The 19,908-nt window shown below is 68.1% G+C and carries 17 protein-coding genes; 12 read left to right on the top strand and 5 right to left on the bottom strand.

All coding sequences use genetic code 11. From position 1 onward, the window contains the following. Positions 1–83: 83 nt before the first annotated feature. Positions 84–734 (bottom strand): HAD family hydrolase, encoded by a 651-nt coding sequence (locus ABE485_RS24890; protein ID WP_346517914.1) that lies wholly within the window; start codon positions 732–734, stop codon positions 84–86. A gap of 91 nt (positions 735–825) precedes the next feature. Then, positions 826–1,875, bottom strand: a complete 1,050-nt coding sequence (locus ABE485_RS24885; RefSeq protein WP_346517913.1) for an NADP(H)-dependent aldo-keto reductase — start codon at positions 1,873–1,875, stop codon at positions 826–828. Between the two features lie 166 nt (positions 1,876–2,041). On the opposite strand from ABE485_RS24885, the gene ABE485_RS24880 reads away from it, so the two are divergent. After that, entirely contained in the window at positions 2,042–2,824 is a 783-nt protein-coding gene (locus ABE485_RS24880; protein ID WP_346517912.1) for a hypothetical protein, read from the top strand. 40 nt (positions 2,825–2,864) lie between these two features. On the opposite strand, the gene uvrA is transcribed toward ABE485_RS24880, so the two are convergent. Continuing rightward, complete coding sequence (gene uvrA, locus ABE485_RS24875) at positions 2,865–5,504, bottom strand: excinuclease ABC subunit UvrA (protein ID WP_346517911.1); 2,640 nt, start codon at positions 5,502–5,504, stop codon at positions 2,865–2,867. A 126-nt stretch (positions 5,505–5,630) separates the two neighbouring features. Here uvrA and ABE485_RS24870 point away from each other — a divergent pair, with 126 nt between their 5' ends. The 5 genes from ABE485_RS24870 (at position 5,631) to ABE485_RS24850 (ending at position 11,199) form a co-directional block, all read left to right on the top strand. Beyond that, positions 5,631–6,317, top strand: coding sequence for a response regulator transcription factor (locus tag ABE485_RS24870; RefSeq protein ID WP_346517910.1), 687 nt, complete (start codon positions 5,631–5,633; stop codon positions 6,315–6,317). Beyond that, on the top strand, positions 6,227–8,245 hold the full coding sequence (locus ABE485_RS24865) for a sensor histidine kinase (RefSeq protein ID WP_346517909.1): 2,019 nt from the start codon (positions 6,227–6,229) through the stop codon (positions 8,243–8,245). The genes ABE485_RS24870 and ABE485_RS24865 overlap by 91 nt, the downstream gene beginning before the upstream one ends. A gap of 73 nt (positions 8,246–8,318) precedes the next feature. Continuing rightward, a complete protein-coding gene (locus ABE485_RS24860) occupies positions 8,319–8,828 on the top strand; it encodes a DUF1993 domain-containing protein (protein WP_346517908.1) in 510 nt (169 codons plus the stop codon). A gap of 244 nt (positions 8,829–9,072) precedes the next feature. Then, the gene (locus ABE485_RS24855; protein ID WP_346517907.1) at positions 9,073–10,659 is read left to right on the top strand and encodes an FAD-dependent monooxygenase; all 1,587 of its coding nucleotides are present in this window, start codon (positions 9,073–9,075) and stop codon (positions 10,657–10,659) included. Positions 10,660–10,749: 90 nt separating this feature from the next. After that, positions 10,750–11,199, top strand: a complete 450-nt coding sequence (locus ABE485_RS24850) for an SRPBCC family protein (RefSeq protein ID WP_346517906.1) — start codon at positions 10,750–10,752, stop codon at positions 11,197–11,199. 19 nt (positions 11,200–11,218) lie between these two features. Here ABE485_RS24850 and ABE485_RS24845 read toward each other — a convergent pair whose 3' ends face one another. After that, a complete protein-coding gene (locus ABE485_RS24845; RefSeq protein WP_346517926.1) occupies positions 11,219–11,641 on the bottom strand; it encodes a DUF1801 domain-containing protein in 423 nt (140 codons plus the stop codon). Between the two features lie 167 nt (positions 11,642–11,808). On the opposite strand from ABE485_RS24845, the gene ABE485_RS24840 reads away from it, so the two are divergent. After that, on the top strand, positions 11,809–12,597 hold the full coding sequence (locus ABE485_RS24840) for a hypothetical protein (protein ID WP_346517905.1): 789 nt from the start codon (positions 11,809–11,811) through the stop codon (positions 12,595–12,597). A 22-nt stretch (positions 12,598–12,619) separates the two neighbouring features. On the opposite strand, the gene ABE485_RS24835 is transcribed toward ABE485_RS24840, so the two are convergent. After that, entirely contained in the window at positions 12,620–13,384 is a 765-nt protein-coding gene (locus tag ABE485_RS24835) for a class II aldolase/adducin family protein (protein WP_346517925.1), read from the bottom strand. Between the two features lie 167 nt (positions 13,385–13,551). On the opposite strand from ABE485_RS24835, the gene ABE485_RS24830 reads away from it, so the two are divergent. The 5 genes from ABE485_RS24830 (at position 13,552) to ABE485_RS24810 (ending at position 19,899) form a co-directional block, all read left to right on the top strand. After that, entirely contained in the window at positions 13,552–14,211 is a 660-nt protein-coding gene (locus tag ABE485_RS24830) for a glutathione S-transferase family protein (protein WP_346517904.1), read from the top strand. A 67-nt stretch (positions 14,212–14,278) separates the two neighbouring features. Further along, positions 14,279–16,006: an alpha/beta hydrolase gene (locus tag ABE485_RS24825; RefSeq protein ID WP_346517903.1), complete on the top strand. Its 1,728-nt coding sequence runs from the start codon at positions 14,279–14,281 to the stop codon at positions 16,004–16,006. A gap of 19 nt (positions 16,007–16,025) precedes the next feature. Continuing rightward, positions 16,026–16,751, top strand: coding sequence for a hypothetical protein (locus ABE485_RS24820; protein WP_346517902.1), 726 nt, complete (start codon positions 16,026–16,028; stop codon positions 16,749–16,751). Positions 16,752–16,851: 100 nt separating this feature from the next. Continuing rightward, positions 16,852–18,075: a hypothetical protein gene (locus ABE485_RS24815; protein WP_346517901.1), complete on the top strand. Its 1,224-nt coding sequence runs from the start codon at positions 16,852–16,854 to the stop codon at positions 18,073–18,075. Positions 18,076–18,165: 90 nt separating this feature from the next. After that, positions 18,166–19,899, top strand: a complete 1,734-nt coding sequence (locus ABE485_RS24810; RefSeq protein WP_346517900.1) for an acetolactate synthase catalytic subunit — start codon at positions 18,166–18,168, stop codon at positions 19,897–19,899. The last annotated feature ends 9 nt before the right edge of the window (positions 19,900–19,908 follow it).

Genomic DNA, 19,908 nt, shown 5'->3' with positions numbered 1-19,908 from the left:
GCCTGCGTCGCGCCGGAAATCTCTGCACGATCAGGGACTTGGCGCCGCCGGCCCACGTCCCGGCCTGCCCCGCGCAAGCCTGGTTAGGCCCGCTGCGCCGCATCCCGACGGTTGCGTGCCAACAACGGAATCAGCTCGGTCAGGCTTGCGACCGATTCCGCCTGCGGCACCCGCGTGCGGCCCTTGCGGGCCAGGTGGAAACCCGCGATGCCAAAGCCGCGCGGACCCGTGTGATCGGCATCGACCGTATCGCCCACCATCAGGACTTCATCCGGCAGGCAGTCCAATCCCGAGCACAGGTATTGATAGATTTCAGGCTCGGGCTTGACCGCGCCCGCCGCATACGACCAGGCGCAGAAATCCGGCTCGAACGGCAGCAGCGCGCTCACGGGCGGACCATAGGGCGCCGCCAGGTTCGAGCACAGCGCGATCCGATAGCCGCTTTCGCGCAGCGAACCCAGTGTGTCCACCGCATCGGGAAATAGGCGGATGCTGGCCACCTCATCCCGCAGCGCCGATTCCAGCCGCGCCAGGTCCGCCCCGCTGACGTCCCCGCCCAGCAACCGCGCGGCCTGCGCCAGGTCGACGTCTCGGCTCATGATGAGCGCGCCGTCGCCGCGCTGCGGCGCGCGGCCGGCGGCCGATAGCAGGCGCACCAGTTCTCGGAACGGGCGCCTGGGTGCGCCGATTTCGACCAGGGTGCCGAACACGTCGAATGCAACCGCTTTGATCATCGGAATATCCTTCGGGATTGCCGGACTAGGCTTGAGCGCGGACAGCGGCGGGGCCGAGAGGCTCCGCCGCAGGGACCTTTGCGTGCCCCCCTCAGGGCGCCGGATTCGGATGGCGCACGTGGATCTGCTCGATGGCGTTCAGCACGTCGGACGACAAGGTCACGTCGACGCTGTCGATGTTTTCCTTGAGCTGTTCCAGCGAGGTCGCGCCGATCAGGTTGCTGGTGACGAACGGACGCTGGTTCACCCAGGCCAGGGCCAGGTGGGTGGGCGAAATGCCGTGCGCGCGGGCCAGTTCCACGTAGTCGCGCGTGGCGGCTTCTGCCTGTGCGTTGCTGTAGCGGGTGAAGCGCGAATACACCGTCAGGCGGGCTCCGGCCGGCTTGGCGCCGTCCAGGTACTTGCCGCAGAGCATGCCCATCGCCAGCGGCGAATAGGCCAAAAGGCCCACGCCTTCGTGGTGGGTGAACTCCGACAGGCCGATCTCGTACACGCGGTTCAGCAGGCTGTAGGCGTTCTGGATCGACGCGATGCGCGGCAGGTCCTGGTTTTCGGCATGGCGCAGGAACTGGCTGACGCCCCACGGCGTTTCATTCGACACGCCGACGTGGCGCACCTTGCCTGCACTCACGAAATCCTGCAGCACGGCCAGGGTTTCCTCGATCGGCACGGTGTGTTCGTCCTCGACCCAGGGATAGTTCAGCTGGCCGAACGTCGCCGTGGTGCGGTCGGGCCAATGCAGCTGGTACAGGTCCAGGTAATCCGTCTGCAGGCGCTTGAGGCTGGCGTCCAGCGCCGCCGTCAGGTTCTTGCGGTCCAGGAAGGTCTTGCCGTCGCGGATGTGGCCGGGACGCTTGGGATCGCGCACGGGGCCGGCCACCTTGCTGGCCAGCACGATGTCCTGGCGACGCTTGCTCTTGGCCAGCCAGGTGCCGATGTAGGTTTCCGTCAGGCCCTGCGTTTCGGGCTTGGGCGGCACCGGGTACATTTCGGCCACGTCGACCAGGTTGACGCCGCGCTCCAGCGCGTAGTCCAGCTGCTGATGCGCTTCGCCTTCGGTGTTCTGCTCGCCCCAGGTCATGGTGCCCAGCCCGATCAGGCTGACGTCCAGGTCGGTGCGGCCGAGTTTGCGGTATTTCAAGTTCTGCTCCGTGCGGGGTCTCTGGGAAGGGAAGCGACACCTTACTCCAAGATGTTGGCGTTTCGCTGACAGGATTGCCCCCCCGGCGGCCCGTTTTCAGCACAAACTTGCCGCCGCCATCCAATCGTCATACGCTGATCCGCAAAATCACTTTGGGGTGAGCCGAATGCTGAGGGAAATTGACGAAATCTATATCTTCTTCGTCGTGAGCATCATCTTCCTCGGGGTGATCGAGCTCGGCTACCGGCTGGGGCGCCGGCTGCGCAAGCCGGCCGACGAAGCCGCCAAGACGCACATCACGGCGCTGCAGACCGCCCTGCTCGGCCTGCTGGCCCTGCTGCTGGGCTTCACCTTCGCCATGTCGGTCACGCGCTTCGAAACGCGCAAGAACCTGGTGCTGGAAGAAGCCAACGCCATCGGCAACGCCTACTGGCGTTCGCAGCTCATTCCCGCCGAACACCGTCCCGTGGTTGCGGGCATGCTGCACGAATACACCTCGGCGTCGCTGGACTACCACCTGGCCGACCAGGACTCCCCGCGCTTCAACGCCGCGAACGCGACCGCGCGGCGCATCGAGCGCCAGATTCGGGCGGCGGTCGCCGCCCGCGCCGAGAATCCGCCCTCGATCTCCACCATCATGTTCATCCAGGCCATCAACGAAATGGCGCAGATCAACGAGAAGCGCCGGGTCGCGCTGGAGAACCACGTGCCCGAACCGGTGTATTACCTGCTGTTCATCGTGGCGGCCGGTTCCATGGCCTATATCGCCTATGGCACCGGCCTGCACGGGCGTCGCCGCCCCCTGTCGACCGGGGTGTTCGCCGCACTGATCGCGTTGGTGCTGACCTTCATCCTGGACATCGACCAGCCCGGCACAGGACTGATCATGGTCGGCCAGGAGAGCATGGAGCGCATGCGGGCGACGCTGGCGGAGGAAATGAAGCCATAGCGGGACTGCGCGCCCGCCCCACGGAACATGACGCCGTGTCTCATTCAAACAGGCGCCGCAGGAAGGGCGCGGTGACGCCGGCCTTGCCCCGGCTGACTTCCTCGGGCGTGCCCGCGGCGACGATCGTCCCGCCCTCTTCGCCCGCCCCCGGGCCGACGTCCATCATCCAGTCGCTGCCCGCCACCACGCGCAGGTCGTGCTCCACGACGACCACGGTGTTGCCGGCGTCGACCAGGCCGTGCAATTGCGCCATCAGCTTGTCCACATCCGCCGCGTGCAGGCCGGTCGTGGGTTCGTCCAGCACGTAGAGCGTGTTGCCGCGCTGGCTGCGCTGCAGTTCGGTGGCCAGCTTGATGCGCTGGGCTTCGCCGCCGGACAGCTCGGTCGCCGGCTGGCCCAGGCGCAGGTAGCCCAGGCCGATTTCATGCAGCAGCGCCAAGGGGCGCAGCACCGATGGCTCGCTTTCGAAGAAGGCCAGCGCCTCGTCGACCGTCATCGCCAGCACCTGGGCGATGTTGCGGCCGTTCCATTCGATTTCCAGCGTCTTGGCGTTGTAGCGGCTGCCATGGCAGGTGGGACAAGGCGCGTACACGCTGGGCATGAACAGCAGTTCAACATGGACGAAGCCTTCTCCCTCGCAGGTCTCGCAGCGGCCCTGGGCCACGTTGAAGGAAAAGCGGCCGGCGCCATAGCGCCGCGACTTGGCGGCCTTGGTGTCGGCGTACAGCTTGCGCACGTGGTCGAACAGGCCGGTGTAGGTGGCCAGGTTGGAGCGCGGCGTGCGCCCGATGGGCTTCTGGTCCACATTGACCAAGCGCTTGATGGCTTGCGCGCCGGCATGCAGGCGCCCCGTCGTGCGGGGCAGGTTGCCGGGCTGCGGCAGATCGCCCTCGGTTTCCTCGAGGGGCGGTTCCTGTCCCAAGTGCTCGCCGACCAGTTCCACCAGCGCCTGGCTGACCAGGCTGGACTTGCCCGAGCCCGACACGCCGGTGACCGCCGTGAATGCGCCCAGCGGAAAACGCGCGTCCACGCCGTGCAGGTTGTTGCGGTGGACGCCGCGCAGCTCCAGCCATCCCGCCGGCTCGCGCGGCGCGCGGCGGCTGGCGGGACGGGCGCCGAAGAGATACTGCGCGGTGAGCGATTGCTTCACCTTGCGCAGCCCGTCGGGCGGGCCGCTGTACAGCACCTGGCCGCCATGCTGGCCGGCGCCGGGGCCCACGTCCACGATCCAGTCGGCCCGCCGCAAGGTGTCCAGGTCGTGCTCGACGACGAACAGCGTGTTGCCCGCCGCCTTGAGCTGGTCCAGCGCCCGGTGCAGCGCCTGGCCGTCCGCGGGGTGCAGGCCGGCCGAGGGCTCGTCCAGCACGTACACCACGCCGAAGAGGTTGGAACGGATCTGCGTCGCGAGTCTCAGCCGCTGCAGCTCGCCGGGCGACAGCGTCGGCGTGGACCGGTCCATCGCCAGGTAGCCCAGGCCCAGCGCCTGCAGCGTGCCGATGCGCTCCACCAGGTCGTGCGCGATACGCTGCGCGGCGATGCGCTTCTCAGGTGACGAATCCGGCGTGCGGCGCACATCTGTGCTGCCCGCGTGCGCCAGGCCGCCCGCCGCCACCCGCCGCGCGTTGTCGCGCAGGCCCGCGGCCTTGGTGCGCGTCGAGCCGGCCGCGGCCGGCGCCGGATCGTCGAAACGGCCCGCTGCCGCGGGCGCCAGCACCTCGGCGATGCGGCTGAGCGGCAGCTGGGAAAGGGTACCGATATCCAGGCCCGCGAAGGTCACGGACAAGGCCTCGCGCTTGAGGCGCCGCCCACCGCACTCGGGACACGGCGCGCCGGTCATGAAGCGTGCCACCCGCTTTTTCATCATGGCGCTCTGGGTGGTCGCAAACGTGTGCATCACGTAGCGGCGCGCGCCGGTGTAGGTGCCCATGTAGCTGGGCTCGGCCTTGCGGCGCAGCGCGGCGCGCGTCTCGGCGGGGGTGAAGCCCGCATAGACCGGCACGGTCGGCTGCTCGTCGGTGTACAGGATCCAGTCGCGGTCTTTTTTGGGCAGGTCGCGCCACGGCTTGTCCACGTCGTAGCCCAGCGTCACCAGGATGTCGCGCAGGTTCTGCCCGTGCCAGGCCGGCGGCCACGAGGCGATGGCGCGCTCGCGGATGCTGAGCGACGGGTCCGGCACCATGGACTGCTCGGTCACGTCATACACATAGCCCAGGCCGTGGCAGTTCGGGCAGGCGCCCTGCGGAGTGTTGGGCGAGAAGTCCTCCGCATACAGCATGGGCTGCCGCGCCGGATAGGAGCCGGCGCGCGAATACAGCATGCGCAGCATGCTGGACAGGGTGGTCACGCTGCCCACCGTGGAGCGCACGTTGGGCGTGCCGCGCTGCTGCTGCAAGGCCACCGCCGGCGGCAGGCCGTCGATGGCATCGACGTCGGGCACGCCCACCTGGTCGATCAGCCGCCGCGCGTAGGGCGACAGGGATTCCAGGTACCGGCGCTGCGCTTCGGCGTACAGGGTGCCAAAGGCCAGCGAGGATTTCCCCGAGCCGGACACGCCGGAAAACACCACCAGCGCGTCGCGCGGGATGCTCACATCGACGTTCTTGAGATTGTGTTCACGCGCGCCCCGCACGCGGATGCTGGCATCGGGACGGCTGTCGGGAGGTGTCTTGCGCTGGCTCATGGCTGGAATAGTAATGGACCGGCCCCCGCGGCCGCCTGCAAAATACCAAGTTCAAGGGATGTCCGGCAGCGCCCGGACGCGTCACAATCGCGCCTGCGGCGCCTCCGCTTCCTCAAGCCCCAACCCATGTCCCCGCCCTCAATGCTGACTTCCGAGCTTGCCCTGCCCGCCCCGGTGCTCCTGGTGGAGGACGAACCGCTGGTGCGCCGGCGCATCGAAAGCTTGCTGCTCCAGTTGGGCTACCAGACGGACGCGCTGGTCCACGCCGCCTCGCTTGCCGAGGCCCGCGCCTGCCTGGCGGGCCAGCCGGTCGCCCTGGCGCTGGTGGACCTGGGCCTGCCCGACGGCAGCGGCATCGACCTGATCGCCGAGATGCACGCCGCCGATCCGGCCCTGGCCATCCTGGTCATTTCCGCCTGGAGCACCGAGGATGCGATCCTGTCGGCGCTGCGCGCCGGCGCGACCGGCTATGTCCTGAAGGAGCGCGACGACATGGAGGTCGCGCTGTCCATCCGCAGCGTGCTGCGCGGCGGCGCGCCCATCGACCCCTTCGTCGCGCGCCGCATCATCGAAGAACTGCGCCCCCGGCCCGCCGAACAGGCCTCGCCGGAGACAGGTGAGATACTTAGCCCCCGCGAAAGCCAGATCCTGCGCCTGGTGGCAGAAGGGCTGGGCAACCGCGAGATCGCCGAACAACTCTTCCTGTCGCGCTACACCGTCGAATGCCACATCAAGCATATCTACCGCAAACTGGCCGTATCGTCGCGCACGCGGGCGATCCACGCGGCGCGTTCGCGGGGATTGCTGGACTGAAATGGCTGCTGGGCCTGTGGCTGGCGCTGCTGTTCCTGCCGGCCTGGGCGCAGGCGCCCGCCGCTGAACCCGCCGCCTGCTCGGCGCAGATCCTGTCCATCGATGTCGCCAAGGGCGACGACGACGGCGCCCGCCCCGGCGCGGTCGCCTGGACCCCCGCCACGCTGCCCGACGACTGGAGCCGCCGCTGGCCCGGCTATGGCGGCACGGCCTGGTACCGGATCGAATGGCGCCCGCAATGCCCGGACGCGCAGCCCGGACCGGTCGCCCTGGCGCTGGAATCCGTGGTCATGGCCGGAGAGGTCTATGTCAACGACGCGCTGATCTGGCGCGACCCGCAACTGGCCGAACCGCTTTCGCGCAGCTGGAACATGCCGCGCTACTGGCTCGTCCCCCAGGCGCTGATGCGCGATGGCGTGAACACGCTATGGATCCGGGTGGTCGGCGTCGCCGGCCAGACGCCGGGCCTGGGGCCCGTGCGGCTGGGCGAGCCGCAAGCCGTGCGGCGCTGGCACGAAGACCTGGTGTGGAACAACCGCACCCTCTTCCAGGTGAACCTGATCGTCTCGGCCGTGCTGGGCGGGCTGTTCTTCTGCATCTGGATCGTGCGCCGCGAACAGCGCACCTATGGCTGGTACGCGCTGATGGCCCTGTTCTGGGTGCTGTTCATCGCCAACGTGCTGGTCACCAGCCCCTGGCCCTTCCCCGACTCGCTGACCGCCGCGCGCGCCAACGCCATGGTCCTGGTGCTGTACGTGGCCTGCTTCTGCATCTTCACCTGGCGCTTTGGCGGCCAGGCCTTTGCCCGGCTGGAAAAGGCCCTGTGGGCGCTGTCGGCCGTGCTGCTCGCCGTGGCCGCGCTGGCGCCGGTCGCGGTGCAGCCTTGGACGAACCTTGCCGTCTTCTTGACGGCCGCCGCCGTGTTCTTCGCCAATTGCCTGCAGTTTCCGCTGCACGCATGGCGCACCCGCAAGCCCGAGCACGGCATGCTTGCCGCCTGCCTGGTGATCTTCCTGTTCGTCAGCGCCCACGACCTTTTGCTGATTCTCAAGCTCATCGCACCCGGGCACGCCTACACCCCGTTCAGCAGCCTGGTCGTGACCCTGTGCATGTCCGCCATCCTGGGCCTGCGCCATGCCCGCAATGTGCGGCGCATCGAACGCTTCAACCACGAACTGGCCGACGCCGTCGCGCTGGCCCGCGCCGAACTGGCCACGACGCTGGACCGGGAGCACGCGCTGGCGCTGGCCAACACCCGGCTGCAGGACCGGCTGCAGATCGCGCATGACCTGCACGACGGACTGGGCGGTTCCCTGGTGCGCATGATGGCGATGGTGGAGCAATCCGACGCGCCGCTGCAGAGCCGGCAGTTCCTGTCGATGCTCAAGCTGCTGCGCGACGACCTGCGCCAGACCATCGACAGCGGCTCCAGCGCGGGCGTCAAGGTGCCGGCCACGCCGCAGGAATGGATCGCGCCCCTGCGCCACCGCTTCGTGCAGCTGTTCGATGAACTGGGCATCGATGCGGAGTGGCGCTTTCCACCCCACTGGCAGCCCGCGCCCAGCGCGTTGCAATGCCTGGCGCTGACGCGGCTGGTGGAGGAATCGCTGACGAACGTGATCAAGCACAGCCGGGCGCGGCGCATCCTGCTGCAGGTGCTGCAATTCGAAACGGGCGCGCTGGAACTGCGCATCGAGGACGACGGGATCGGTTTCGATGTGGCGGCGGTCCAGCAGGCGGGCATCAGTGTCGGCATGCGCAGCATGCATACCCGCATCGCCCGGGCGGGCGGCACGCTGCAGGTCACGTCCGAACCCGGACGCACGCGGCTCGTTGCACGCATGGAGCCGCAACCGGCGCAGCGCGACGACGCAGCCTGGCGCGCGCAGCCGGTTCCACGGCGCCTGGCCGGGGCCGGATCTGACTGACAGGATTTGCTGTTAGTCTTTCGATCCCGCGCGGCCTCTGCCGCGCCCGTCCCCTCTTCCAGCGAGATCCCTCATGACCAGCCCCATGTACACCGCCTCGGTACCCGTCCTCAAGCAGATGCTGTCCGCCTTGTCCGACGTGCTCAAGAAGGCCGAAGACCACGCCACCGCCAAGAACATCGATGCGCAGGCCTATCTGGGCGCCCGCCTCTTCCCCGACATGTTCCCGCTGACGCGCCAGGTGCAGATTGCCGCCGACTTCGCCAAGGGCATCGCATCGCGCCTGGCGGGCGTAGAGGTTCCGTCGTGGGAAAACACCGAAACGACCTTCGCCGACCTGCAGGCGCTGATCGCCAAGACGCTCGCGCACCTGGATTCCCTCAAGCCGGAACAGTTCGACCAGGGCGAGTCGCGCGAAATCGTGCTGCGTCCCGGCACGCCGAAGGAAAAGAAGCTGTCGGGCAGCGCCTACCTGCTGCACTATGGCCTGCCGCAGTTCTTCTTCCACGTAACGACGTCCTACGCCATCCTGCGCCACAACGGCATCGAAGTCGGCAAGCGCGACTACATGGGCGCCTACTGAAGTCGTAATCCATTCGGCCCGGCTCGCGCCGCCCCATCCGATCGGGCGATGCCGGATGCTCCGATGAGCGCATACCAGGCGACGCATCCGCACGCGTCCCAAAGCCTCTGACGGCGCAATGCCGTTGACGAGGGCCGGGCGCTGCATTAATTTCCAGACACGCGGATCGGCAGAGGCGGCGCATGGCGCCGCCTTTGTCGTGCGCGCGGCAGCCCCTGACGACCCCCAACCCCGAGGGCAAGACATGGCGATCTCGACAACCGTTCTGGTGGTGGGCGCCGGCCCCGCCGGCCTCTTGACCGCCGCGGAGCTGCAGCGCCGCGGCGTTGATTGTCTGCTCATCGATGCGCATGAACGTCCGCTGGACTGGGACCGCGCCACCGTTGTGCATCCGCGCTCCCTGGAAATACTGGATACGCTGGGCATCAGCGAACCCCTGCTGGCCGCGGGCGTCAAGCAGCGGCGGGCGCGCATCCATGCTGCCGGCAACGTCCTCGGCGTCATCGACCTGGAACTGTGCGGCAGCCGCTACCCGTACAACATCGGCATCTCGGAAGAAGTCACGGAAACCGTCCTTGCCGACCACCTGGAGCGGCTGGGCGGCAAAGTGACCCGCGCCGCCCGGCTTGTCGGGCTGCAGGAACAGGAAGACGGCATCCTGGCGACGATCGAGCGTGCCGGCGCCAGCACGCAGGTGCTGGCCCAATGGGTCGTCGGCTGCGACGGCCACCACAGCACGGTCCGCATGCTCACGGGCATCGAACAGGACGGCCACGACATCAACCAGCCCTGGGCCGTGTTCGACGCCGGCATCCGGAACTGGCCGCATTCCTTCGAGGCCAACTACGCCTACCTGGACGAAATCCCGGTCATCCTGACGGCGCTGCCCGACGAGCGCTGGCGCGTGTACCTGCGTCCGAGCTCCGCCGAATCGGACCTCGTCGTCGACGCGATGTCCACGCTGCGGCGCTACCTGCCCGAGGGCGGGTTCGACGACGTCTCCCATCCCGCCCGCTTCGAGTGCCACACGAAGGTCGCGCGGCGGTTCCGCGCGGGCCGCGTGCTGCTGGCGGGCGACGCCGCCCACACCTGCAGCCCCGCGCAGGGCCACGGCATGAACACCGGCCTGCAGGACGCCTTCAACCTGGGCTGGAAGCTCGCCCTGGTCTGCCATGGGCATTGCTCGGACGCGCTGCTCGACAGCTATCACGCCGAACGCCGGCCCGTCGCGGACATGGTGATGGCCTCGGGCGAGGCCGCCGAAAGCGCGCAGATGGTGCACGGGCAGATCGAACGGCATGAACGCGACCTGGCGATCCGGGCCGCCTTCGGCAACCCGGACGCCCGGCACCGCGAAGCCGTGTCGGAGGCCGAGCTCGACATCGACTACGCCGGCTCGCCCATCGTCATGGGCGACCGGCACGACGCCATCTGGCCCGGCCAGCGGCTGCCGGACCACATCGACGTCAGGTTCGCCGCAGGCGGCACGGGCAAGCTGCACGACTACGCCAAGCGGCGCGGCCACACGGCCCTGCTGATCGGCGGCCCCGGCGCGCCAGAAGAATCGCTGGCCGAACTGCGCCGCGATATCGAGCCGTTTTCGGACGGGGCCATCATCGAAGTGGTCGTCGCGGTCACGGCCAACAGCGGCGTGTCGGACGTGGACGGCTACCTGGAGCCCGCCACCGCCGAACGGCTGGGCGTGCGCGACGTCGTCCTGCTGGTGATCCGCGCCGACGGCCATGTCGGCCTGCGCGCGGAACGGCGCCACGCCGAATCCCTGTCGGCCTATATCGCGCTGTTGCGTTCGAATCCGGCCAGCCCGGCATGAGTAAGGGTAAGCCCTAGGAAAATCCTGTCGAATCCGGTGCCGGCGGTTCGTCGTAGTCATACATCCACCCTGAACAGAGGCGAACACACCATGACCACCGGAACCGTACGACACCTGCGCGTCCTGCGCACCACCCCCGAGCGCGTCTATCGCGCTTTCCTGGAGCCCGATGCCATCGCCAAGTGGCTACCTCCCTATGGCTACACCTGCTCGGTCCACGAACTGGACGCCAGGCCGGGCGGCCGCCACAGGATGTCTTTCCGCAACTTCGCCACCGGCCACAACGAATTCTTCGGCGGCGAATACCTGGAACTGGTCGAATTCGAAAAGCTGCGCTATTCGGACAACTTCGACGACCCCAACCTGCCCGGCCAGATGACGACCACCGTGTCCCTGCGCGAAGTCTCCTGCGGCACCGAGGTGACCATCGTGCAGGAAGGCATCCCCGAGGTCATCCCGCCCGAGATGTGCTACCTGGGCTGGCAGGAATCCCTGCTGCAGCTGGCCAGGCTGGTCGAGAGCGATATCCCCGCCAACTGAGCCGGGTTGGCGCCGCCCCTCAGCCGCGCGCCTTTTTCGAGGACTGGTTGAGGGTCACGGCGGCAAGAAAGAGCGCCTTGAACGCCTTGTCGTCCAGGACGTCGCCTTCGTGCAGATCGATGGCCCGGCGGGTATTTCCGTCCAGGCTGGCGTTGAAGAGGCCGGTCGGGTCGTCCAGCGACGCGCCTTTGGCGAACGTGAGCTTCACGGCGTTCTTGTAGGTTTCGCCCGTGCACACGATGCCCCCGTGCGACCAGACGGGGACGCCCCGCCACTTCCATTCCTCGACCACGCCGGGATCGGCCTGGCGGATCAGCGCCCGCACGCCGGCCAGCGCCTGGCCGCGCCAGTCGTCCAGTTCTTTGATTCGCGCATCGATCAGATCGGACGCGCCGGCGCCCTCGCCGGCGCCCTCATTGCCCTCAGCCTTGGTGTCTTTCATGGTCACGCCGATCTCCGCTGAAAATCGAAAGCGATACTTTTGTTCAATTTTTGATACCAGGATTACCGCTGAAGCGGGGAAACTGCCTCCAAAATGTGGCGCGCGTTACGCACGCCGCCCAACTCGTCATATTCTGGCGCGCGCTGCACACAATAAAAGGAAGAATCGTGTCAAAAGTGTTCGCCTTGCTCCTCTCGGCCGTCCTGCCCGCCGCCGCCCTGGCGCAGCCCGACGTCGAACCCCTCAAGCTCAATCCGGACAACAAGCTGTACTGCAACGAACAGACCGACTGGTGCGTGGGCATCAAGACGGACGGCAAGTTCGGGGAAAACGGCCCGTTCGCCACCAGCCGCACCCTGCGCGCCGAAAGAAACATCTGGGACTCGCCCGAGATTCCGGACTTCAAGCACTTTACGGTCTGGCCCGAATTGATCCGCCTGAGCGAGGAGCGCGCCCTGGTGGGCGTGATCGGCCCCGAACAGCCGGATTTCAAGGCCGAGACGCCGTTTTCGGGCGGCGGCTTTTCGCGCCGCGATCTGTATCTGTACGACGTCAGCCTGGGCGAGCAGACCAGCGCCAACCTGGTGTTCATCATGCCCTACACCGCGGACGCGTCCATCCGCGCCTGCTTCAACGAAGCGGACCCGCAAAAGCGCGCGGGCCAGTGCAGCGATGTCTACAGCTTCAAGGCAAGCCTGAAGGCCCTGCCGGGCAAGAACTATCCGGATCTGCAGGTCACCACCCGGGCGACGCGCTCGCCCGCCGGCGCCAGCCGCCATGCCGACTCCAGCGCGCAGCCCCCGCTGACCAAGGAACAGCTCGCGCCCCAGGCCGACAAGCAGTGCAGCTACACCGTCACGTACAAGTGGCAGGAAAGCGGCTCGGTCTATGAGCCCGCATCCCCGGTGCCGGATTGCGCCGAATTCCTGGAAGCGGCGCCAGCCCGCAAGAAGTAGCCCGGACCGGCGCCGCGCCGGCCTAGTCCGCGTAACCGGGGTTGCGGCGGTCCAGGCGGCGCAGCAGGCCGGGCCAGGCCAGTTCGGCCTTGCGCGCCCGGTCCGCCGGCGACTCCACCGCGGCGCGCGCCAGGACTTCCGGCGGGATGTGGGTCAGTTCCCCGCCCGCCTGCGCCCGCACCTGCACCATGCACGCGGCTTCAAGCCGGTGCATGGCCTGGAACGCCTCGGCCATGCTCTGGCCCACGGTCAAGAGGCCATGGTTGCGCAGGATCAGGTAGTTGTTGCTGCCCAGGTCGCGCACCAGGCGCGGTTGTTCCTCGGGATTGAGCGCCAGGCCTTCGTAGTCGTGGTAGCTGAGCGAGCGCAGCACGATGAACGCAAACTGCGACAGCGGCAGCAGGCCCGCCTTCTGCGCCGACACCGCCACCCCGTTGATGGAGTGCGTGTGCAGCACGCACATGGCGTCCTTGCGGGCCGCGTGGATACAGCTGTGGATGGTGAAGCCGGCCGGGTTGATGTCGTATTCGGACTCCATGACCTTGTTGCCGTGCAGGTCGATCTTGACCAGGCTGGACGCGGTGATCTCGTCGAACATCATGCCGTAGGGATTGATCAGGAAGTGCTCGGTTCCCGGCACCTTGGCCGTGATGTGCGTAAAGATCAGGTCATCCCAGCCGAACAGCGCCACCAGCCTGTACAGCGCCGCCAGGTCCTTGCGCACCTGCCATTCCGTCGGGCTGACCTGTTCGCGCACGCTGGCGCCCTGCTTGCTTGCCGTATCCATCATGTCTCCGTGTTTTCTGCCGTGATCCCGCAGCCTCTGCGCCGCGGGTTCCACCGCGCACTTTATTCCTTTCGCGCGGGCGTCGCACGGCGGGACTCGTTCGCCGTCCGTCTGGTGAAACAGCCCCAGACCCATTAACCTGTGCGCCTGCCCCAGGAGAATCCGCAATGCCGCTCGCGCTCTACGGTCATTCCTTTTCCTCGTACACGCAGAAGGTGCTCATTGCGCTGTACGAGAACGGCACCCCCTTCGAGTTCCGGCCGATCGGACCGGACACGCCGGCGCATGCGCAGGCGTGGCTGCGGCGCTGGCCGCTGCGTAAATTCCCGCTGCTGGTGGACGGCGAACGCGACGTCGCCGAAACCAGCATCATCATCGAATACCTGCAGCTTGCGCATCCCGGCCCGGTCCGCCTGCTGCCCGCCGATGCGATGGCCGCGCTGGACGTGCGCTTCCTCGACCGCTTCTTCGACCTGCACGTCATGAACTGGATGCAGCACGCCGTGAATGGCGCGCTGACCGGCGACGCCGCCAAGCGCCAGGAAGCCCTGGCGCTGGCCTCGGAAAAGCTGGAGCTGGCCTACGCCTGGCTGGACCCGCACCTGGCCGCGAGAACCTGGGCCGCGGGCGCGGACTTCACCCTGGCCGACTGCGCCGCCGCCCCGTCGCTGTTCTATGCGGACTGGACCCACCGGATTTCCGACGCCTACCCCCATCTGCGCGCCTACCGCGCGCGCCTGCTGGCGCGCCCGTCGTTTGCCCGCGCGGTTGAAGAAGCCCGCCCCTACCGCCCGCTCTTTCCCCTGGGAGCGCCCGACCGGGACTGACGCGGCGCGCATTCCGGCAGCAACGTGCGAGAATCCAAGCCACCCCCCGCGCATGAGGAAGACCACCGTGCAGCAAATCCTGCATCGACACCTGCCTTCATTCTTTCGGTCGCACCTGGAATCCCTGTCCGGCGTCGGCCTCATGCTCGGCACGCTGTTCTTCGCCGCGGCGCTGACTCCCACCCTGATCCCCCGCACCCATGTCACACAGGGCGTGCTTGCGGGCGCCTGCTTCGCCGCGGGCTACGGACTGGGTGTGCTGTGGCATTGGCTGTGGGCCTACATGGAACTGCCCGAGCCCCGGGGCCGCGCGGCGCGGATCATCAACGCCGTCATCGGCCTGCTGTGCCTGTCGGTGGCCGTGGTGTTCCTTGGCCGCGCCGCGGAATGGCAGAACACGATCCGGGCCCTGATGCAGATGGAGCCGGTAACCAGCGCCCATCCCGTGAAAGTCAGCGCCATCGCCCTGCTGACGTTCGTCGCGCTGCTCGCCCTGGCGCGGCTGTTCAAGCTGATTGCCCGCTTCCTGGCCCGGCAGGTGCGCCGCGTGGTGCCGCGGCGCGTGGCCAACGTGACGGGCGCGGCGATCGCGATCCTGATCTTCTGGCTGCTGGCCACCGACGTGTTCTTCCGCGGCGCGCTGCACGTGCTGGACGCCTCGTTCCGCGAGTTCGACGCGCTGCTCGAACCCGAACGCCCGCAACCCACCGCGGAACTGAAGACGGGCGGGCCGCAATCGCTGGTCCGCTGGAACGAACTGGGCCGGGCCGGCCGCGAATACATCGCATCGGGGCCGACCGCCAGCGAGATCGCGCGGCAGTCGGGCCGCGACGCCAAGGAGCCCATCCGCGTCTATGTCGGGCTGCGCGGCGCGGCCACGCCCGAAGCGCGCGCGCGGCTCGCGCTGGAAGAGATGAAGCGCGTGGGCGCATTCGAGCGCGCCGTGCTGGTGGTGATCACCCCCACCGGCACGGGCTGGATCGATCCCGCGGCCGTGGATTCGCTGGAATACCTGCAGCATGGCGACGTCGCGAGCGTAGCCATGCAGTACTCCTATCTTTCCAGTCCGCTGTCGCTGCTGGCCCAGCCCGAGTACGGCGCGGAGGCCGCGCGCGCCCTGTTCCTGGCCGTGTACGAATACTGGAACGGCCTGCCCCGGGAGCGGCGGCCGCGGCTGTACCTGCATGGCCTGAGCCTGGGCGCGAAGAACTCCGCCGGGTCGGCCGAGCTCTTCGAGATGATCGGCGACCCCATCCAGGGCGCGCTGTGGAGCGGCCCGCCCTTCGAAAGCCGCGTCTGGCGCACGATCACCGACGCCCGCAACCCCGGATCGCCCGCCTGGCTGCCCGAACTGCGCAACGGGGCCTTCGTGCGCTTCATGAACCAGTACGGATCCCCCGTGCCCGACGATGCGCCCTGGGGGCCGATGCGCGTCATTTACCTGCAATACGCCAGCGACCCGGTCACGTTCTTCGACTACCGCGACCTGTACCGCCGCCCGGCCTGGATGAACGAACCCATGGGGCCGGACGTCTCGCCCGAGCTGCGCTGGTATCCCGTGGTCACCATGCTGCAGCTTGCGCTGGACATGGCCGTGGGCACCAACACGCCGATGGGCTACGGCCACGTATACGCGCCGCAGCATTACGTGGACGCGTGGGTCGCGGTGACCGGCGTCAATGACTGGTCGCCCGACGCCCTGGCGGACCTGAAGCGGTATCTGCTGGAACGGGCCCAGGCCGCGATGGAAGACGAACAGGGCGACGAAGGCGCCTACGAAGGACGCGGGGGCTAGGCTTTCCGCTTTGCATCAGATGAATCACACTCCCCACGGCCGCCTGCGTTCCTTTTTCTGGAGCGCGGACACCCTGCGCAGCCGCAGCGTCAGCGGCCGCCTGCTTGCCGGGCAGGTCGACGTGCCGGCCCCGCCCGCGCGCCTGCTGGCAGACTGGGACCGCGAGATCCGCACCCGGCTGTTCCTGGAACCCGGCGACGTGGAACAGATGCCCCTGGCCCGGACGCGCGCGCGCTGGCCCGAGTTCAGCCTGTGCCTGCAAGCCATGCGCGCGTGGACGCACGCGCTGGGCCTGGCCGACGTGCTGGACGCCAGCGACATGGCGCTCATGGCCTGCCGCGGCGCGCGCTACCACCATGACGGCGGCCAGTATGGCGCCGCCGCCTTCTGCAACCTGTTCCTCAGCGACGACAAGGGACTGGACGTGCACTTTCCCGGCACCGGGCACCGCATTGCCCTCAAGCCTGGCGTCGCCATGGTCTTCGACACCTGCCAGCCCCACGCCGTCATTGCGCGCCATGCCAGCGGGTTTGATGAAGCCGATTTCGCATCGGATGCGGACCTCACGCAGCTGTTCCTGACCTGGGAGCTTCCGATCGAAGATCCCGCCGTCGCGCGGGCGCTGGGGATCGCGTTCGATGTCGATCCCGAGACGGCTCGGGAGCTGGAAGGCGAGCAGGTCTGGGCGGATGGCGCGCGTGCGGCGGTCGACCCGGCATCCGGCCGCTGGCAACCGGCGGACTGAGCGCGCAGGCGCACGGCGGACCGTGCGCACGGCATCGGATCCGTCCGTACCCCTCGGGTATATTGGGCTCCCCTGTGAAGCCTATGGACGCTCAATGCACATGCCCACGTATCCCGCGCGCATTCCTCTTTCATGGCTGGGCGCGCTGGCGCTTGCCGGACTGTCGCAGATTCCCGGCGCCGCCAGCGCCGCCCAGCGCACGGTGTACGCCGGCGAACTGCAAGGCGCGGGCGAAGTCGTGATGGAACTGGACAGCGCCGCGGCGCAGAACGGCGTCCTGCGCGGACGCTACTTCTATGCGAAGCACGGCGTCGACATTCCCCTGACAGGCACCGACAAGGCGCTGCTGGAACCCACGCCCTACTGGGAGGCCGCCAGGTCCGGCAAGGCGGCAGGCGCGGAAGCGGACGCCGCCGCAACCTGGCAGGGCACGCGCGACGAACAGGGCTACCGCGGCACGTGGATCGACGCCCGCACAGGCAAGCAGCGCAGCTTCACCCTGAAGCGCGTGGCGCAGTACGAGGCGGGATCGCAGGCGAACGATGGCGGCATCGACGGCGACGCCGATATCGACGCCGCGCACGCCCCCTACGAAGCCCTGAAGCTGGCCGGACACGCGGTTCCCGTCGGCCCGGATGTCGGCAGCGCAACGGTGGCCTATCGCATGTGGCAAGACCCGCGCACCAAATTCAGCTACCCGCGCCTGAGCCGCCACCCCGACGCGCGGGTCCTGGCGCGCGTCAACCACCTGCTCGAGCAGCGCCATTGGCGCATGAGCCACGCGGCGCTGGCATGCCTGGCATCGGCCTACACCAGCGGTTCGCCCTCCGCGGGCACGCTGGGCAACTACGACGAAGAAGTCGTCGCCGTTCCCTGGCTGTCCAGCGCGCTGATGACGGTGACCGAATCCGGCAGCCTGGATTGCGGCGGGGCCCACCCCGACAACCATTTCGATCCCTACACGCTGGACCTGCTGCGCGGCGAATACCTGGACTGGAACCGGGTCTTCGACGCCTACGCGCCGGGCGCCGCGCCCACGCGCACGCCCAGCGCGGCCCTGCGCGACCTGGTGGGCCGGGTCCAGAAATCGCTCGCCGCGCGGGACGAGGCGGGATTGACCGAAAACCGCTCGCAGGAAGGATGCTGGGAGCTGTGGCCTGGATATCTGGCGCTGGGCGCCGCCACGCCCGGGGCGCTGAGCCTGTCGGTGTCCGGCGTGGGCCACGCGTCGGGCGTGTGCCTGGGCACGCAGGCGCAAGTGCCGTTCCAGGACCTGGGGCCCTACCTGAAGCCGGGGGGACAGGCGTATCTGGTTTCCGACTGATGGGGCCGGACTAGGGCTAACCAGTATTAATTTATAAAATAATTCACTTAAACTGCCTCCGGTACCCAGAACAACACCGGAGGCATTTTCATGACCAGTCCCCTGACGGACACGGGCTTCACCAAGCAGGGCACGGTGGCGCACGTGCTTGCCGATGCGCTGAAAAAGCACGGCATCACCCATTTCTTCGGCCAGAGCCTACCCAGCATGTTCGTGCTGGCCGCCGAGCAGGCCGGCATCAAACAGGTGTCCTACCGCACGGAAAACGCGGGGGGCTACATGGCCGACGCCTATGCCCGCATGAGCAACACGCCGGCCATCGTGACCGCGCAGAACGGCCCGGCCGCCGCCCTGCTGGTCGCCCCCCTGGCCGAAGCGCAAAAGGTATCGATCCCCGTGATCGCGCTGATCCAGGACGTCAACCGGGACCAGCACGACAAGAACGCGTTCCAGGACCTGAACCACATCGCCATGCTGGAATCGGTGTGCAAATGGGTGCGCCGCATCGGCCAGGCCTCGCGCGTCGAAGACTACATCGACCAGGCGTTCGTCGCCGCCACGTCCGGCCGTCCCGGTCCCGTGGCGCTGCTGCTGCCGGCCGACCTGCTGCAAGAGCCGGCCGTGCCGGCGCCCTTCCCGCGCACGGTGTCCCTGGGCCGCTTCCCGCTGGACCGTCCCGTGGCCAACCCGCAGGCCATGGCGCAGGCCGTGGCGCTGCTTGCATCGGCCAGTCGCCCGGTGATCGTGGGCGGCGGCGGCGTGCACGTATCTCAGGCCTCTCAGGAGCTGGCGGACTTCGCCGACGCCATGAGCATTCCCCTGGCCACCACCAACATGGGCAAGGGCGCCATCGCCGACAGCCACGAACTGGCGCTCGGCGTCATCGCCAACTGCCTTGGACCCAACGGCTCGGGCCGGTATCTGAAACCCTTCATCAGCGACGCGGACGTCGTGCTGCTGGTGGGCAATCGCACCAACCAGAACGGCACCGACAGCTGGGCCCTGTATCCCAAGGACGCCGTCTACATCCACCTGGATATCGATCCCCAGGAGATCGGCCGCAACTACGAGGCCCAGGTGCGGCTGGTGGGCGACGCCAAGGCCACGCTGCAAGCCATGCTGCAGCTGGCCAAGGCGGCCGACACCAGCGCCCGCAAGGCGGCGCGCAAGGATGTGGTCGCCGCCATCGCGCGCGGCCGCGACAGGCACCAGAGCGAAGTCGCGCCCCTGCTGCAGAGCAACGAGGCGCCGATCCGCCCCGAGCGCATCATGGCCGAACTGGACGCGCTGCTGGGCGCCGACGACACCGTGGTGGCGGACGCCAGCTACTCCACGCTGTGGGTGACCAACTATCTCAAGGTGCGCAAGAGCGGCCAGCGCTTTCTCACGCCGCGCGGGCTGGCGGGCCTGGGCTGGGGCATGCCCATGGCCATGGGCGCGCGCGTCGCCAATGAAGGCGGCACGACGTACTGCCTGGTCGGCGACGGCGGCTTCGGCCATGTATGGTCCGAAATGGAAACCGCCGCGCGCATGGGCATCAAGGTGGTCACCATCCTGATCAACAACGGCATCCTCGGCTACCAGAAGCACGCCGAATGCCTGAAGTACGGCTCCCACACGAGCGCGGTGCATTTCGCCCCCGTGGACCACGCGGCCGTGGCGCGCGCGGCCGGACTGAACGGCGTGCGCGTGACCGACCCCGCAAAGATCCGCGAAGCCCTGCAGCAGGCCGCCCAAAGCGACCAGGGCAGCCTGATCGAAGTGATCTGCACGGACCAGGCCTATCCGCCGATCACCTTCTACAACCCCGAAGCCGCCGTCTGACGGCCCGCT

This window comes from Achromobacter spanius, assembly GCF_039673305.1.
GTDB lineage: Bacteria > Pseudomonadota > Gammaproteobacteria > Burkholderiales > Burkholderiaceae_B > Achromobacter > Achromobacter spanius_F.
The sequence above is the reverse complement of the archived record's forward strand: the minus strand, read 5'-3'. Positions and strand labels throughout refer to the sequence as shown.